The following is a 14,909-nucleotide window of genomic DNA, read 5'->3' on the forward strand; positions in this document are numbered from 1 at the left end:
TCAGAACTACTGCCCATAGGAGCCGAAGTGTCAATGTATTCATGGTAACCTCTTTATCTCCCCATGCATGGGTAACCGCACTGCATTAGCGAGGGGAGTAATTGTCATATACCCACCTCAACCTTAACCACTACACCAGGCCTCATACTCTCTATCCTTAAATGCCTCTGGATACTCTTCATCGTAATATTGCTCAGAGGCCGTCTTGTCAATGGATTCAGCTCGTTGACGTGCAGCTTCTGCTTGTAATGCATCGACCGCTAACCAAGCATTGAGGCAGGCCTTTGACGCTGGACCGTTCTCTCGGCAAACATGACGTGCTTTCTCTGAGAGATCACAAATTTGATCCGCAAGCAGGGTTTCCTGAGGTTGTTCAATTGCGTTACTACGTTCCAAAATATCGGTAACAGACACAATTCCCAATAGTTCCGATTGAATGACGGGGGCACTGTGTAGATTCGCCTGGGTCAATAACCGGGCTGCATATTCCACACCTAAATCAGGATTTAAGACGATACAGGGTTTTGTCATCAGTTCATAGACTCTTATCCACCTAGCATCTCGGCCAAACGCGATCACTCTGCCAACAATATCTTCAACCGTGATTACACCATAGGCATCTAGTGCATGGCTGCGTTCCACAATTAACGCCTGAACCCCACGCTGACTCATCAGCTTAGCGGCTTCTGCTATGGTTGCAGAGTTACGAATAGTAACCACTTCGCGGGTCATAATATCGGCTACTCGCATCATTATAGATACCTCTACTAATTTACTGGCCAATCACATAGCTGTACGGGCGATGTCATCCGCGGACTATCATACAGGTACATGGATTGCATATTCAGTTTTGCGGTGTGAAAGATAATCCACTTCACCTGTTCTTCTCCCACACCCTCGCTATGGACTAACTCAGCCTGACTTAAGGATAAAAGCCCCTCTGGAGAGTCCCAAGTGAACTCTTCCTGAGAGATCTCTGGCCAGGGATTTCCTGTCCAACTAATCACTAGACCTTTACCCTGGAACCAGTCATCAATAACTGAGCCACGTAAACAGACAAACGCACTGCTGTGGGGATAACCATAGTAGCCATCAACAATTGTGCCCTGTTTATCAATATTTAGACAGGTTCCTGAACCATCACGCCAATCTTCAGGGGCAGGCTCAGTACAAAGCTGATAGGCCCCATCCGTGAGATTGGCCAATGGAGTTTCCATGGTAGGGGACTGCGACTCAACAGTGACAGGAGTGAGTAAGATAACACCCAATGTTAGAAGCCAGCCAAAGTTAATTAACCTAACTGGGCAACATCTACCAGCCATAGAGATGCCTCCAGCTATTTCTCTAGGTTGATCCTAGACAAAAATCTTGGTGAACTTATGAGGATATTTAATAAACCTTATGCATGTCCAAAATGGTTGTCTTGGCCATGTTTAGAATTCTATACTAGGAGAGTCAACCATATGCCCACACCATCTTTGCGGTTGTGAAGGAGACTTTTTATGGGCATGACTCTGTCCCGTACTAAAGTGACCTCCATGCCTATCTGCCCCAGCTAAAGAAAGTTCTAAACAGTGATTCCCTGATCTTTCCCTCGGGCGAGGCTTTACCCCTTTGTTGGTTTGATTCGGCATATCGTCAACATATGTCCATCCCTGATATAGCAGTACATACTTGATTAATCCGAGTTGGCACTGGCTGCAATCTGTTGAAGATAGGTCAGGGTTTGTTCTGCTTCTTCTAAATCAAGTTTGCTAATGGCAAATCCTACATGGACCACTACGTAGTCACCGGCCTGGGCTTCAGGTACATAGGCCAAGCTAACTTCTTTGACTACGCCTCCAAAACTAACTCGGCCCATGCGAGATAGATCCTCCCCTTTAATACTGATGATTTTTCCGGGTACGGCCAGACACATCGTTGTTCTCCTAAGGGTTAGACAGACATAGACAGATGACGTAATGCACCGATTATCTGCCCAACGGCAATCCCACCATCATTGGGCGGCACACGCTGATGCCAGTGGGGGGTGAATCCTGTAATTTGTAAATGTTGAATGGTCTGCTCACTGAGAAGTTTGTTTTGAAAGCAACCGCCGGTCAATATGATATTGGAGTTGTTGATGAGTTTTGCGATCGCAGTCACAATTTCCACCAACGTGCGGTGAAACTTGGCAGCCACCACCGTTGTCGCCACCCCCTGACCCTGATCATGAATGATTTTTCGCACCATCGGTCGCCAGTCAATAATGTAGGGTACAGTACTTGAAATTATAAAAGGATAGCCTCGCTGAACCATTGTTTCAGCGGCGGCAAACTCCAGGGCCAACGCCGCCTGGCCTTCAAAACTAACAACTCGATGTAAATTAAGCAGTGCCGCCACGCCATCAAAGAGTCGCCCCATGCTGGAGGCCATAGGCGTATTAATTTTGTTAGTCAGCATTTGCTGTAGAACAGTCCGTTGAGATGCTGAGAATTCTTGTACGGGAACTAAGTCATCGCGCTCAAATGCCACGTCGCCATAACAGCCATAAAGCAGACCCAAAGCAGACCTTCGAGGTTCTCGGCTACACAATTCCCCCCCAGGTAGAGGAAAGGGTAACAAATGGGCAACTCGTTCAAAACCAGACGTCGTAATCTGGAGAAATTCTCCTCCCCAAACAGTTTGATCAGGACCATACCCCATACCATCCCAGGCAACGCCCAGGATCGGCGCACCTAGGGAATGCTCAGCCATACCCGCGAGAACATGGGCATAGTGATGCTGTACCGAGATCACGGGCACAGCCCATTGCTCAGCCAAAGTATGGGCCAGTCGCGTAGAGCCATAGTCCGGATGAAGATCACAGGCAATGGCCGTCGGCTGACAGGTATAGAGAGAAAGTATGTCAGTCACGGTGTGTTTCAACCGTTCCAGGGTTCGTGGGGCATCCAAATCACCAATATACTGACTCAGCACAATGTGATCGCCTGAAAACAGAGCAATTGCGTTTTTGAGGTGAGCACCCAAGGCTAAAATACGCGTGTCAGAAGCCACTAGACCAGACAGCGAAATCACCTGGGGTGCATAGCCTCGACCATGACGTAACACCTGGCATTTGTCGTGGATAAGTTGAACAACAGAGTCATCAACCGGACGTTGGATGGGACGATTGTGGACCAAGAAACCATCTGCCACGGGAGCTAGTCGCTGACAGGCATCTTGTTTAGCAATACAAATAGGCTCCCCGGAAAGATTTCCACTAGTGGCAACAACAGGAGAGGTCAACGTCTGAAGGAGAAGATGATGCAGCGGTGTGGTCGGCAGCATGACCCCCAGACGATCCATCTTGGGTGCAATATTGTTGGCTAGGGAAGAACTCCCTAACCGTTTTGGCAAAAGCACAATTGGAGCCTGGGCTGAGGACAACAATTTAGCAGCGTCTGCGGAGACCTTACAGTCCTGGTGAACCTGTTCTAAGGTAGGGTACATCAGGGCTAGCGGTTTATCAGGCCGTTCTTTACGCTGTCTGAGACGGTCCACAGCACTATGGTTTTGGGCATCCACTAGTAATTGGAATCCACCCAACCCTTTCAGCGCAACAATGTCACCCCGACGTAGCATGGCGATAGCCAAGTGTAGCGGGTTGCCAGACTGCTGTGGTCCTTTTTGTTGTTCTTTTATCCAAAACTCTAGATGCGGACCACAAACAGCACAGGCATTGGGCTGAGCGTGAAAACGGCGATTGTCAGGCTGGGTGTATTCAGCCTGACAATCTGCACACATGGTAAAGTTCGCCATCGTTGTGTGGCAGCGGTCATAGGGCAATATCCGGATAATGCTAAACCGAGGACCACAGTGGGTACAGTTGGTAAACGAATAGTGATGGCGACGATTATCAGGGGAAAGAATATCTTGCAAACACTCAGCACATGTGGCCAGGTCTGGCAAAATTTGGGTCTCAGTAGCCTTGCCCACAGCCTCAGAAGGCCAGATGTGAAACCCTATTACCCCCTGCGCTGGTAGGTCCTGTTGCTCGAGTGCTCGAATCACTACATGGGGGGGCACGTCCTGTTGTAGCTTTTGAAAAAAAATCTGTAACGTCTGTTCAGGCCCCTCTATTTCAATCACGACGCCCTGGGAAGTATTTTTCACACCACCCGCCAGACCTAATTCTGTTGCCAGCTGATACACAAATGGTCGAAAGCCCACTCCCTGCACAGTCCCTCGCACAGTCAGGTGACTTCGACAAAGGGAAGGAGTTACCGGCATCATGACTGTTCCAACTTCATGTTTTCTATAGCTTATAGCCAATTTGTCGTAGAAATTGTTGGCGCTCAGCCACATCCTGCGATTCCTCTACTCCCTTGGGAGCAAAACCATCAATAACGCCCAAAATGCCACGTCCCTGGTCGCTGGTGGCGATCACCACCTGGACCGGATTGGCCGTAGCACAGTAAATGCGACAAACCTCTGGACACTGTTTAACAGCGTTCAGCACATTGACCGGAAATCCTTGCTGCATAACAATCACAAAACTGTGACCTGCACCCATCGCTTTAGCATTTTCAACTGCCACTGTCTGTAGCGACTCACTATTCCCAGCCGCGCGAATCAAACAGGGGCCAGACGCTTCGCAAAACGCTAGACCAAACTTGATCTGGGCAGAGGCATTGACCATGACTTCATAGAGATCTTCTACGGTTTTGATAAAATGGCTCTGCCCCAAAATCAAATTGCTATCGCTGGGCAAGTTTAAATCAACAAGTGTTAGTTCCATTGATAATTCCAAAGAGTGATGTATTTAGGGGGCGGATGAAAATGCAGTCCCGGCTAAAGGTGATAGCAGAAATCTCACTTAACATGCATTCACAACAGGGTTTACCTTGTCATGGCATTGAAAGATGGCCTGTCCTAAGTAAGCATAAAAACTAGCTAACCCTTCACCAGTGGTAGCAGAAAGTTCAAATACTAAAGCTTGGGGAATAATCAGATGTAGATGGTGTAGTGCCTCATCACGATTAAAGCCTACAACTTTAGCTAGATCAATCTTGCTGATGATAACAGCGTGAGCGGACTTAAAAAGGGCGGGATATTTCAGTGGTTTATCTTCTCCCTCAGTCACAGACATCAACACCAGGCGCAGGTCTTCTCCTAAGTCATAGGCAGCAGGGCAAACCAGGTTACCTACATTTTCAATGATGAGTAAATTTAGGTCATCCAAACCCAGTTGTCGTGCGGCCCGACCAACACCTTCTGCTTCTAGATGGCAGAGATTTCCTGTGTTAATCTGTATAACTTTCTGACTGGTTTGACGCAGCCTTTTGGCATCACGATCAGTAGCCAGGTCACCGACAATCACACCTGGTTTCACCTTTCCATGTAGGCGGTCTAATGGATCAGCTCCCGCAATTAAGTCACGGTCGTTGAGGATACGCTGAATCAGCGTTGTCTTACCCGCCCCTGGAGACGACAACATATTGATCACCAGAAGATGCTGCCAAAATGCCCGATTATGCTCGGCATAATGATCGTTCTTCTCTAATACATTCTGATGTAACGACAAAATCTGCCGGTCATGCTGACAACCACAATGTCCACACATATAAATGCACCTCCTTATGAAATTTCTAAGGACGTGAGTGCTAAGGTTTTACCTTGACGAATGTCCGTACTCAATTGATGACAGCGTGGACATGTATACACCCAGTCTGAGGGCTGAAATAGCTGTTGGCATGATGAGCAATAGCACTTCACGGGTATTGGTATAAGCTCTAGCTCGGCCTTTTCTGCCAGGGTACCGCCACTGACCACGTCAAATGCAAATGCCAGAGCATCTGGATCCACCCCTGACAATTCTCCTACCTGGAGTTGGATACGATGAATCTGTCGAGCACCCTGATCTTGCGCATGGTCTAAGGCCACAGATAAAGCAGCCTGTATCAGGCCAATTTCATGCATGGGGCTGGTTGTCGATAGGTGACTAAGAATTGCTCAATTGACCTCAAGGCGCGATCGCAACCTTGATGGGCTTTGGATGAAAGCTGACGTCCTAAACCACAGGATTCAATGGGAATTTGCAATAGCCAGGCCTGGGGATGATGGTTGTACAGCCGCTGGGTGAGATTGAGTAACGCCAGCGGATCATAGCTGTGGGCTGCAAACGCCATGGACTCAGGTTGCTCGTCGTAGGCAACAATGGGATCAATCTGTACCGTTTGAATACCCTGATTACCACAGGCATCCACAAACATCACATAGTTTGTTTTCGCTAATTCAGCGGTCAGTTCTGGTGTCAGTTGTGGCACAGCCAAGGATTTAACAGCCGGTAAGTGCCATTCGGCCACCACCATCGCAACCCAAGGACCAACGGCGTCGTCTCCGCATAGTTCATTACCGTAACCAATGATTAAAAAGTCATATTCAAGCGTTGTTAATTTTTGAGTCGATGGCAGCATAGGACCAGCCTCGTGTGTGCTCTGCTTTTTCTTAAAGCTATTAAAAAGATATGAGGATCTTATGAAGTCTTAACGGTAACATTCAGCCAGCAGCTGCCCCTCTGCACTGATCAACTGGAGCTGCAGCGGCATTTTGCCAAAGGCATGGGTAGAACAGCTCAGGCACGGATCAAACGCACGAATACCCGCCTCTACACGATTTAGCATGGGTTCTGGAATCTGGGGACCGTGAATATAATGACGGGCAATCTGGGCAACCGTACGATTCATGGCCAAATTGTTCTGTCCCGTAGCAATAACTAGGTTGACGTAAGTTAATAAACCCGTGTCATCAATTTTATAATGATGAAACAAAGTACCCCGTGGAGCTTCCCCGACGCCGATAGCTTCATGTTGATTGACATCGGCTCTGGCTCTGAGATGATGGCTCTGTAGGTCTGGATCGTCCAGGGCAAGCTCAATTCGTTCAATACAGGTGAGAATCTCAATCAGTCGCGCATAGTGATAGAAAAAAGAACTGTTACCCATATCGTACTGCCGGAAACGTTGCAGCTCAATTTCGGCCAGGGGCGTGCCGATGCGATCGCAAATATTCAACCTGGCCAGCGGCCCTACCCGATACAGGCCATTTTCTAAGCGACAATGTTGCGTCTGATCAGGATATCCCAAAGGTTTATAGTAAGGTGACTTTAAATAGGAATCTGGCTGCACCGCCTCACCGATGAAATCTCTGTAATTACTGGGATCTAGCTGATCCCCAAGAATGTTGCCACCGCTATCGACCACTCGCAAACAGCCATCATAGTGCTCCCAGGTACCATCAGCACCAACTAAGCCCATAAACAAACTGGGAAAATTACCAAAGATATGAACCTCTTCTTGAAAGTCTTCCAGTAGTTTCTTAAATAGGGTGAGCGTTTCTAAGATCGTCTTTTTAGCCTCAGATAACTGCTGACAAATTTGCTGCCGCCCAACCCGTGACAGACTGCTCCTAACACCTCCTGGGACAGCCCAAGCTGGATGAATCTTGCGTCCCCCCAGTTGTTCAATCACGGTTTGACCAAACTGACGTAGCCGCACTCCCCCCCGAGCTAGTGCAGGCTCAGTTGCCATGACCCCAAATACATTACGTTGAGCCGGATCACTCTCCCAGCCCAACAAGAGATCCGGACTGCTCAAGTGAAAAAAACTCAGAGCATGGGACTGAATAATCTGTCCCAAATTCATTAATCGCCGTAACTTCTCTGCCGCTGGGGGGACTTGTACTGCCAGTAGACGATCACCAGATTTAGCCGATGCTAACAAATGACTGACAGGACAAATGCCACAAATACGAGCCGTAATTCCTGGCATTTCCCAAAAAGGGCGACCCTCACAAAACTTCTCAAATCCACGAAACTCAGTTACATGAAATCGAGCATCTGCAACCTCTCCCTGATCATCCAGATAAATCGAGATCTTGGCATGCCCTTCAATCCGAGTAACCGGGTTAATGACAATTCGTTTGCTCACCGCACCGATAGTTCCTCAGGCTAACTACGAAATGACCGTCCACTCACGTCAACCGTTTGGATATACAGGCGTTCCAGGCAAAGTCTCTCCAGTATTTGCTTGAATTTCCTCCAGCACCTGCCAGGCAATATCACATTCTTGCTGGATCTGCGCATCTTGATCATCAATGACACGAGCATGCTGAAGAGCTTCATTGACACGTCGGGATAGATCATCCTTGGATAAGGCTCCTGGATTACCTTTCATTAAAATATCCGTCATTGAAACAATCCCTAAGAGCTGTTCATTTTCAATCACAGGAGCCCGATGAATCCCGGACTCGGAGAAAATTTTGGCAGCTTCTTGCAATGTTGCCTCCATCGGCATACAAATACAGGGCCGTCGCATGATTTGGTCAACACGAACAAAATGAGGTGATCGCCCCTTAGCAATTACGTTATAAACAATATCTCGTTCCGTCAAAATGCCATAGGGACCTTGCTCATAAAATTCTTCTACGATTAGCGATCGCACTCGCTTAGTCCGCATCAGCCAAATAGCATTTTCTACCGTAGCCGAACTGCGAATGACAACAACCGGCTTGGTCATAATATCTTTAACAAATAACATGATCGCCCTCCCTCAGCGGTGACTCCAATACAAACAGGTGCCCTACCCCTTATTTTTATGTCGAAAGTGTGAGGAACCTGTGAGGAAATCCCCTATTCAGGCATTTATTTCGTAGATGAGTGATGGGGTAATGGGGGGATGATTGAAGGGCAAGCGCTTTACTTCACCTAGCCAAATTTAATCAGTTCAGGACCTACCAAATGCGGTTGTTTCCCCTGTAGCAAATGCCCCAACACAGCTCGAATCCGTTTAGCATCCGGTGGACAGCCAGGTAAATAACAGTCCACCGATACCACCTGGTGAACAGGTATGACCTGGTTTAGTAAGGTGGGAACCAGATCTCCGTGGGGCAATTGAGGTTGAACATCTGCCTCTAGATAAGCGCGGTTGAGAACAGATTCGGCTGACTCCGATGCACCTAGGATGTTGCGGATGGCCGTGACATTGCCAGTGATCGCACAGTCACCAAAGGAGATGAGAAATTTGGTGAGATCGCGAACCTGATGGATCATATCTAGATGGTCTTGGTTTGCGATCGCACCCTCCACCAATACCACATCCACACCGTCAGGATAGGTCTTAACATCCGCTAGGGGGCTGTAGACTAACTCCACCTGACTAGCCAGCTCAAATAGCCACTCGTCCAGGTCGAGAAACGACATATGACAGCCAGAACATCCCCCTAGCCAAACCGTTGCCAGTTTAAGTTTTGCCATGGTCTATAGACTCGCAATATATGTAAAAATTTTGAGGAACTTGGGAAGGCAGTCTGTTTATCTAATCCACTGTTGTTGCTGACGAGCCGTTGTAATAAAGCTAAGCTGTTCTCGATCATGCTGCATTTCCCCAACCGTTGAACCCCGATGAAATAAGGCTCCTGTCGGACAAGCATTCACACACTTACCACAGGAGGTACAGCTACTCGACTCTCCCCAAGGTTGGTTCAAATCGCTAATCACATGGGATGTATGGCCTCGCCCAGCCATATCCCACGTATGGGCCCCTTCCACGTCATCACAAACTCGGATACAGCGCGTACAGAGAACACAGCGATTGTGATCAATCCCAAAACGAGCATGGGAAATATCTACCTTACGGTCTGGAAACTGATAGGTAAGACCAACATGATCGATCCCCATTTCCACCGCTAAATCTTGCAATTCACAATTACCATTGGAGACACAGACCGCACAGACATGATTACCTTCAGCGAGCAGCAATTCCACAATTGTGCGTCGATAATGGTGTAGTCGCTCGGTATGCGTCTGCACCACCATAGCTTCCTGCACTGCTGTCGCACAGGCAGGTAAGAGCTTAGACGCTCCTTTCACTTCCACTAAACACAGGCGACAGGCTCCTACGGTAGATAATCCCTTTAAATAGCAAAGGGTAGGAATTGCGATCGCTGCATTTCTAGCAGCATCTAAGATAGTCTCTCCCCCACGGGCACTAATCAATTGATTATCAATGGTTAGAGTTTTAACAGACATTGGAGATTAGTGTGAAAATAAAGTGCTAGTAAACGTCAAATGGAAACGATATTACTCTTAAGGAGATAAGATGTAGACCCTAGGGACGATACAACTCTGATTCCAGGTTATTTTAAAACGTTGAGAAACTTATGAAGTTTTTTGACCTCAGTGACTATTTTCTCACTCTTATTTCTCTAAGTGTCAATGTGTAAACATCTTAGATAAAACATCAAACTACATAAGATAATAAGGATGTAGGATAAATCGTTCATCTCTTTGATGGTGATTTTTCTGATAGGGAAACACCAACAGGGACGGAAGTAGGGAGTCATCCCGAAGGAACGCGCCTCTCTTCTCTACACAGTCTAAGGAGGCGGCACTATGTTAAAGTATCGTGGTGTTTCTTATAATTACCAGCCTACAGAGTTGGGCACTCGCCCTACAGGTGATGTGGGGAAATATCGTGGCCAGGATATTCAATTTAAAACTGTTGAAAATCCTCCGCCTGCGTATCCCTTTGAGGCTAAGTTGGTTTATCGGGGTGTACCTTACACAGTTGGTGAAACAATGGCTGAATCAACACCCATAACCACTGTTGCTGAAACAGCTCCTGTTGAATGTCTGTCGATTAAGGCTTGGATGCGTAGCCTTGTTATGAAACATCTGCGCAATATTCGTCGGCGTGAACACTCTATGCTGGTTCGAGCTGCTAAAGATATCGGTCTACCGATGGAAAATGCTGCCGAATATGAAAGCCATATTCAAGGGAAAATTCCCCATGATTTTGCTGGTTATGACCGCAGTAAATCGGCCATGAGTTGAAAGGTCTGGCTCAGCCATGAGTCTCATGAGACATACCGTTTCTATCGCTAAACTGCCAGGCCCCCTTAAGGGTACGTGGTAAAGCTCCTGAGTCCAATGTCCTTAAGGGCGTTGGACTTTTCTTGAGGGTTGAAATGATATGCCTGGTCAGAATTCAACACGACAGGTTTAACCTTTTAGCCTGATAAAAACAGTTTCAACTTATCTTTCTCCGGGAGAAGGAGGATGCTATGAGCTTGATACGTTTTAGTCGTTTGTTAGCTGCGACTGTGATTGGGTTGCTGGCATGTGTGTCACCTGGAGTGCGGACTCCCGAGATAGCACTCTCCATATTCTTATATGGCTCCACTCACCAACTGATAACGGGGTTACTACCAACAATGCAGAAAAGCCAAATGTCCTTAAGAACAGTGGACTTTTCTGTATCCTTGAAATAATCTGTCTGGTCAACGCAACCGGTTTCAACTTAAACGTATTTTAGGAAATCGTAGAGTGGAATATTCTCCTCCCCCCTGGCCGCTAAATTCCAATACCCGAGCACCATCAGCTACCCTATAAATAGAGCCCTTACAGAAGGGAAAGAGAGCGAAAATGACATAGATCCTGGTGTACCAAGAATTTTCATGTAATAGTGCAATCTCATTATCACCAATGCTCAATGTTGTTTCAACGATATAGTCCTGATTATGGGCATAAATCGTTGCATCCAAAGGAAACTTCTGTTGAGCCTTGTGGTCCAAGCACCAATGGTGATGCTGCCACTGTAATTGGCCTTCCCTAGCCCAAAAGCGAAACGCTTGTGGAACACCCTCGATGGGAAAACTAAGGTCTAGATAACTTAAGTCTTGAGAATGATGATAGGTTTGCCAAACCCATTGAACACCAGTTTTTTCGTCTGACATAGCAGCAAAATCCCAGCCGCCTGCCCAAAATAGCCATCGCCCAAAGGAATTTTCGCGATAGCCATGGCCAACAATTTCAAAAGTTACTTTTTGCCTTAAGTCTCGAATATAGCCAGAGACTTGAGTCCGAGGCCAAATGACATCAACTGTCCATTGTTCCCATGGCAGGAGCCCCATATCTCGACCGGTAATGGGCGTAAATACTTCGCTGCCATGGGAAGAGTGATTTTGCCAATCTTCTTGTACGGCCAGCTGATACTCAATGTCATGGGTGCGCCCTGCTATCTGTAGACTATTATTGGGTTTCACGTGGAAAGTAGCCTGGAAATTACTGACATCATCCTGGGCGGTGAGGGATTTGGTATCGGTGGAAAGTTGAGCCTGATCGAAATCGAAATGTAGGAAATTTGCGATTTTGTGACCATTAGTGAACATGCCTGCGATCGCAACACCCACACCACTCGGCAACAGTGTAAATCGTTTTAACCAACGTACTCTTTGAGCAGGTGGATCAGCTAACACATAGCCAATGGATCCAGTAAAGGCTCCTCCATGGTCATGGATCATAAAATAATCCCATTCCAGTCTTAAGCGACTGAAAATGCCAAACGCCTGCCGTGGGGGCTGCAAAATATGCCACCCTAACTGTTTGTCTGTACTAGGTGTTGTGGACATGAATTTTTCCCGTAACCATAGAGCCCTAAACAACTGAACCCACCTATGAAGCCATTGTTTGTAATGCCTAATGATCTCCCCCCTGTTCCGCCAGGTCTGATACGGGATGGCCCATGGTAAAATCTCAGGCAGGCACTTCAACAACCCCCACCGCCATCGCCGCCAAATATTCATCTCGGAAATATCGCAGCGTACTCAACACTGGATTTGGAGCCGCCTGTCCTAAACCACACAAACTCGTATGCTTCACCACATCACACAGCATCTCCAACTGCTCTAAATCTGCGGGTGTTGCCCGGTGTTCTTTAAACTTTGTCAACAACTGGTAAAGTTGTACCGTCCCAGCCCGACAGGGAATGCACTTCCCACAGGACTCATCCATGCAAAACTGCATAAAAAACTGAGCGACATCCACCATATGGGTATGCTCATCCATCACAATCATGCCGCCTGAGCCCATAATCGAACCCAGTTTTTTCAGCGATTCATAATCCACAGATGTGTCAAAAGCATCCGCAGGAATACAGCCACCGGAAGGCCCGCCGGTCTGCACAGCCTTCACCTGAGACCCATCTGGGGCACCCTGTCCCATTTCTTCCACAATCTCTTTGAGGGATATTCCCATGGGTACTTCAATCAGTCCTGCATTTTTCACCTTGCCCGTGAGAGAAAAGACTTTAGTCCCTTTACTCTGCTCAGTCCCAATAGAGGCAAACCAGGCCGCACCATTACGGATAATGGGAGCAATGTTAGCATAGGTCTCCACGTTATTAATTAATGTGGGACACCCCCATAATCCTGACTCAGCGGGGTAAGGGGGACGCGGTCGAGGAATTCCCCGTTTTCCTTCAATGGATGCCATTAAGGCAGTCTCTTCACCACAGACAAAGGCACCTGCACCCATGCGCAAATCAACGCGAAAATCAAAGGGAGAATCAAAAATCTGGCTGCCTAAAAGACCATGGCGCTTGGCCTGACGAATGGCAGTTTGTAGATGATTAATGGCCAGGGGATACTCTCCCCGCACATAGATATAGCCCTGGTTAGCCCCGACGGCGTAGGCTGCGATCGCAAGTCCTTCCAACACCCGATGAGGATCACTCTCTAACACGCTGCGATCCATATAAGCCCCCGGATCACCTTCATCCGCATTACACACTACATACTTTTGCCCCGACGGCATTTTTGCCACTGTGGCCCACTTTAATCCGGTCGGATAACCTGCCCCACCTCGACCCCGTAGACCGCTGCGGGTAATCTCATCTACCACCTCGTCGGGTGACATCTCTCGCAAACAGTGATAAAGCGCTTCATACCCAGATGCCGCAATATACCCCTCAATCTTTTCTGGATTAATGCGACCACTATTTTCTAAAACAATCCGATGCTGTCTGGTAAAAAATGGACTATCTATCGGCTGAGTTTTGAGATTGCTGCTTTCAGCGTGAGGCGATTGAGTGAGCAATGCCACAATAGCCGCAGACTGTTCTGGCGTCACCTGCCGATAGAGCACATCAGCTCCGTCTTCGGATTCCACCCGTACCAATGGCCCCTGACTGCACAACCCCATGCAGCCCACACCCGACACCTGCACCTGAGCGGTTAAATTACTAGCAGCCACCGCCGTTTTCAGATGTTCTTTAACGACAGCACCATTAGCAGACAGACAGCCACCAACCGTGCAACAACAAATGCGACATTTTTTTGGGGCAGCTGATGCAGACTGCCGTAATTGCTCTAAAGTCATGACTTAGATGCAGATAAACAAGTATTCAGACGTGCCGTTACGCTTTCTACGGTTTGATGCCCTTCAAGCCGCTCATCAAAAACCACGACAGGGGCAATGCCACAGGTACCCAAACAGCGAGCCGTCATCAACGACAGCTGCCCATCAGACGTTGTCTCTCCAGCTTTAATACCCGTAGTTTTTTCCAAAAAGCTGAGCAGCTGTGCCGCCTGTTTTACATAACAAGCTGTCCCCATACAGACAACACAGCTGTGTACGCCTTTTGGAGCTAACGAGAAGAAGTGATAAAAGGTAGCTACACCATACACCTGACTAGGAGGCAGTTTCAGTCGCTGAGCAATGTGCAGCAACAAATTGATATCTAAATAACCAAATAGCTCCTGAGCGCGATGCAACACCTCAATCAGCGCATCTGGACGATACTGATGCCGTTTCATGGTGGCTTCTAACAGGCGTAATCGCTTGTTAGAAGCTGAAGGAGCATGAATGGTGGAGTTAACAGTCATTGATGGTCTACGATGACGTCCTCAGTCTTGTGTTCATGACGTTTGGTTGTATTCGACCCATGGACAACCAGGACTGAACAGGGAGCATGATGCATGACATCATGACTCACACTCCCCAATAGCATCTCACCTCCCTATGCCCCCCTACACAGACAGCTCCCTAGGTCATGGTCTCCGCCTCCATGGCCGCAATCGCTAAGGTGGTCTTTAAGACAGAGTCTGGATTG

At 47.7% G+C, this 14,909-nt stretch carries 17 protein-coding genes and 1 riboswitch; of the genes, 1 reads left to right on the top strand and 16 read right to left on the bottom strand.

What is annotated here, in order from left to right:
• Window positions 1-123 precede the first annotated feature (123 nt).
• From DXZ20_RS10210 to hoxU, 12 genes are all read right to left on the bottom strand, one after another.
• Complete coding sequence (locus DXZ20_RS10210) at window positions 124-753, bottom strand: CBS domain-containing protein (protein ID WP_163697963.1); 630 nt, start codon at window positions 751-753, stop codon at window positions 124-126.
• A gap of 14 nt (window positions 754-767) precedes the next feature.
• On the bottom strand, window positions 768-1,217 hold the full coding sequence (locus DXZ20_RS10215) for a hypothetical protein (protein ID WP_163670479.1): 450 nt from the start codon (window positions 1,215-1,217) through the stop codon (window positions 768-770).
• Window positions 1,218-1,678: 461 nt separating this feature from the next.
• Window positions 1,679-1,918, bottom strand: coding sequence for a HypC/HybG/HupF family hydrogenase formation chaperone (locus tag DXZ20_RS10220; protein WP_163697965.1), 240 nt, complete (start codon window positions 1,916-1,918; stop codon window positions 1,679-1,681).
• A 17-nt stretch (window positions 1,919-1,935) separates the two neighbouring features.
• Window positions 1,936-4,254, bottom strand: coding sequence for a carbamoyltransferase HypF (hypF, locus tag DXZ20_RS10225; RefSeq protein WP_250565707.1), 2,319 nt, complete (start codon window positions 4,252-4,254; stop codon window positions 1,936-1,938).
• A gap of 22 nt (window positions 4,255-4,276) precedes the next feature.
• On the bottom strand, window positions 4,277-4,759 hold the full coding sequence (locus tag DXZ20_RS10230; RefSeq protein ID WP_163697969.1) for an adenosine-specific kinase: 483 nt from the start codon (window positions 4,757-4,759) through the stop codon (window positions 4,277-4,279).
• A 78-nt stretch (window positions 4,760-4,837) separates the two neighbouring features.
• Window positions 4,838-5,584, bottom strand: a complete 747-nt coding sequence (hypB, locus tag DXZ20_RS10235; protein WP_163697971.1) for a hydrogenase nickel incorporation protein HypB — start codon at window positions 5,582-5,584, stop codon at window positions 4,838-4,840.
• A gap of 14 nt (window positions 5,585-5,598) precedes the next feature.
• On the bottom strand, window positions 5,599-5,940 hold the full coding sequence (gene hypA, locus DXZ20_RS10240) for a hydrogenase maturation nickel metallochaperone HypA (protein ID WP_163697973.1): 342 nt from the start codon (window positions 5,938-5,940) through the stop codon (window positions 5,599-5,601).
• The gene (locus DXZ20_RS10245; RefSeq protein WP_163670462.1) at window positions 5,922-6,437 is read right to left on the bottom strand and encodes a hydrogenase maturation protease; all 516 of its coding nucleotides are present in this window, start codon (window positions 6,435-6,437) and stop codon (window positions 5,922-5,924) included. Before DXZ20_RS10245 ends, hypA begins: the two co-directional genes overlap by 19 nt.
• 69 nt (window positions 6,438-6,506) lie before the next feature.
• Window positions 6,507-7,949 (bottom strand): nickel-dependent hydrogenase large subunit, encoded by a 1,443-nt coding sequence (locus DXZ20_RS10250; RefSeq protein WP_163697975.1) that lies wholly within the window; start codon window positions 7,947-7,949, stop codon window positions 6,507-6,509.
• 48 nt (window positions 7,950-7,997) lie between these two features.
• The gene (locus tag DXZ20_RS10255; protein ID WP_163697977.1) at window positions 7,998-8,558 is read right to left on the bottom strand and encodes a CBS domain-containing protein; all 561 of its coding nucleotides are present in this window, start codon (window positions 8,556-8,558) and stop codon (window positions 7,998-8,000) included.
• A gap of 167 nt (window positions 8,559-8,725) precedes the next feature.
• Complete coding sequence (locus tag DXZ20_RS10260; protein WP_163697979.1) at window positions 8,726-9,274, bottom strand: NADH-quinone oxidoreductase subunit B family protein; 549 nt, start codon at window positions 9,272-9,274, stop codon at window positions 8,726-8,728.
• Between the two features lie 57 nt (window positions 9,275-9,331).
• Window positions 9,332-10,048, bottom strand: a complete 717-nt coding sequence (gene hoxU / locus DXZ20_RS10265) for a bidirectional hydrogenase complex protein HoxU (RefSeq protein WP_163697981.1) — start codon at window positions 10,046-10,048, stop codon at window positions 9,332-9,334.
• Between the two features lie 245 nt (window positions 10,049-10,293).
• Window positions 10,294-10,378: riboswitch (Glutamine riboswitch) on the top strand.
• 33 nt (window positions 10,379-10,411) lie between these two features.
• Between hoxU and DXZ20_RS10270 the strand changes: the two genes are divergently transcribed.
• The gene (locus DXZ20_RS10270) at window positions 10,412-10,852 is read left to right on the top strand and encodes a DUF4278 domain-containing protein (protein ID WP_163697984.1); all 441 of its coding nucleotides are present in this window, start codon (window positions 10,412-10,414) and stop codon (window positions 10,850-10,852) included.
• A 461-nt stretch (window positions 10,853-11,313) separates the two neighbouring features.
• Here DXZ20_RS10270 and DXZ20_RS10275 read toward each other — a convergent pair whose 3' ends face one another.
• The 4 genes from DXZ20_RS10275 to DXZ20_RS38475 form a co-directional block, all read right to left on the bottom strand.
• Window positions 11,314-12,429 carry a hypothetical protein gene (locus DXZ20_RS10275; protein ID WP_163697986.1) on the bottom strand — a complete coding sequence of 372 codons (1,116 nt, stop codon included), beginning with the start codon at window positions 12,427-12,429 and terminating at the stop codon, window positions 11,314-11,316.
• Window positions 12,430-12,553: 124 nt separating this feature from the next.
• A complete protein-coding gene (gene nuoF / locus DXZ20_RS10280) occupies window positions 12,554-14,176 on the bottom strand; it encodes an NADH-quinone oxidoreductase subunit NuoF (protein ID WP_163697987.1) in 1,623 nt (540 codons plus the stop codon).
• A complete protein-coding gene (gene hoxE / locus DXZ20_RS10285) occupies window positions 14,173-14,682 on the bottom strand; it encodes a bidirectional hydrogenase complex protein HoxE (RefSeq protein WP_163697989.1) in 510 nt (169 codons plus the stop codon). The genes nuoF and hoxE overlap by 4 nt, the downstream gene beginning before the upstream one ends.
• The gene (locus tag DXZ20_RS38475; protein WP_348918559.1) at window positions 14,679-14,807 is read right to left on the bottom strand and encodes a universal stress protein; all 129 of its coding nucleotides are present in this window, start codon (window positions 14,805-14,807) and stop codon (window positions 14,679-14,681) included. Before DXZ20_RS38475 ends, hoxE begins: the two co-directional genes overlap by 4 nt.
• Between the last annotated feature and the right edge of the window lie 102 nt (window positions 14,808-14,909).

It is taken from the genome of Adonisia turfae CCMR0081 (assembly GCF_011009555.1).
Lineage (GTDB): Bacteria > Cyanobacteriota > Cyanobacteriia > Phormidesmidales > Phormidesmidaceae > Leptothoe > Leptothoe turfae.

Coding starts and splice junctions, on each gene's coding strand:
- hoxU (WP_163697981.1), bottom strand. CDS start 10,048: ATGTCTGTTAAAACTCTAACCATTGATAATCAATTGATTAGTGCCCGT.
- DXZ20_RS10255 (WP_163697977.1), bottom strand. CDS start 8,558: ATGTTATTTGTTAAAGATATTATGACCAAGCCGGTTGTTGTCATTCGC.
- DXZ20_RS10210 (WP_163697963.1), bottom strand. CDS start 753: ATGATGCGAGTAGCCGATATTATGACCCGCGAAGTGGTTACTATTCGT.
- DXZ20_RS38475 (WP_348918559.1), bottom strand. CDS start 14,807: ATGCTATTGGGGAGTGTGAGTCATGATGTCATGCATCATGCTCCCTGT.
- DXZ20_RS10275 (WP_163697986.1), bottom strand. CDS start 12,429: ATGTCCACAACACCTAGTACAGACAAACAGTTAGGGTGGCATATTTTG.
- DXZ20_RS10270 (WP_163697984.1), top strand. CDS start 10,412: ATGTTAAAGTATCGTGGTGTTTCTTATAATTACCAGCCTACAGAGTTG.
- DXZ20_RS10230 (WP_163697969.1), bottom strand. CDS start 4,759: ATGGAACTAACACTTGTTGATTTAAACTTGCCCAGCGATAGCAATTTG.
- DXZ20_RS10220 (WP_163697965.1), bottom strand. CDS start 1,918: ATGTGTCTGGCCGTACCCGGAAAAATCATCAGTATTAAAGGGGAGGAT.
- DXZ20_RS10245 (WP_163670462.1), bottom strand. CDS start 6,437: ATGCTGCCATCGACTCAAAAATTAACAACGCTTGAATATGACTTTTTA.
- hoxE (WP_163697989.1), bottom strand. CDS start 14,682: ATGACTGTTAACTCCACCATTCATGCTCCTTCAGCTTCTAACAAGCGA.
- hypB (WP_163697971.1), bottom strand. CDS start 5,584: ATGTGTGGACATTGTGGTTGTCAGCATGACCGGCAGATTTTGTCGTTA.
- DXZ20_RS10260 (WP_163697979.1), bottom strand. CDS start 9,274: ATGGCAAAACTTAAACTGGCAACGGTTTGGCTAGGGGGATGTTCTGGC.
- nuoF (WP_163697987.1), bottom strand. CDS start 14,176: ATGACTTTAGAGCAATTACGGCAGTCTGCATCAGCTGCCCCAAAAAAA.
- DXZ20_RS10215 (WP_163670479.1), bottom strand. CDS start 1,217: ATGGAAACTCCATTGGCCAATCTCACGGATGGGGCCTATCAGCTTTGT.
- hypA (WP_163697973.1), bottom strand. CDS start 5,940: ATGCATGAAATTGGCCTGATACAGGCTGCTTTATCTGTGGCCTTAGAC.
- hypF (WP_250565707.1), bottom strand. CDS start 4,254: ATGATGCCGGTAACTCCTTCCCTTTGTCGAAGTCACCTGACTGTGCGA.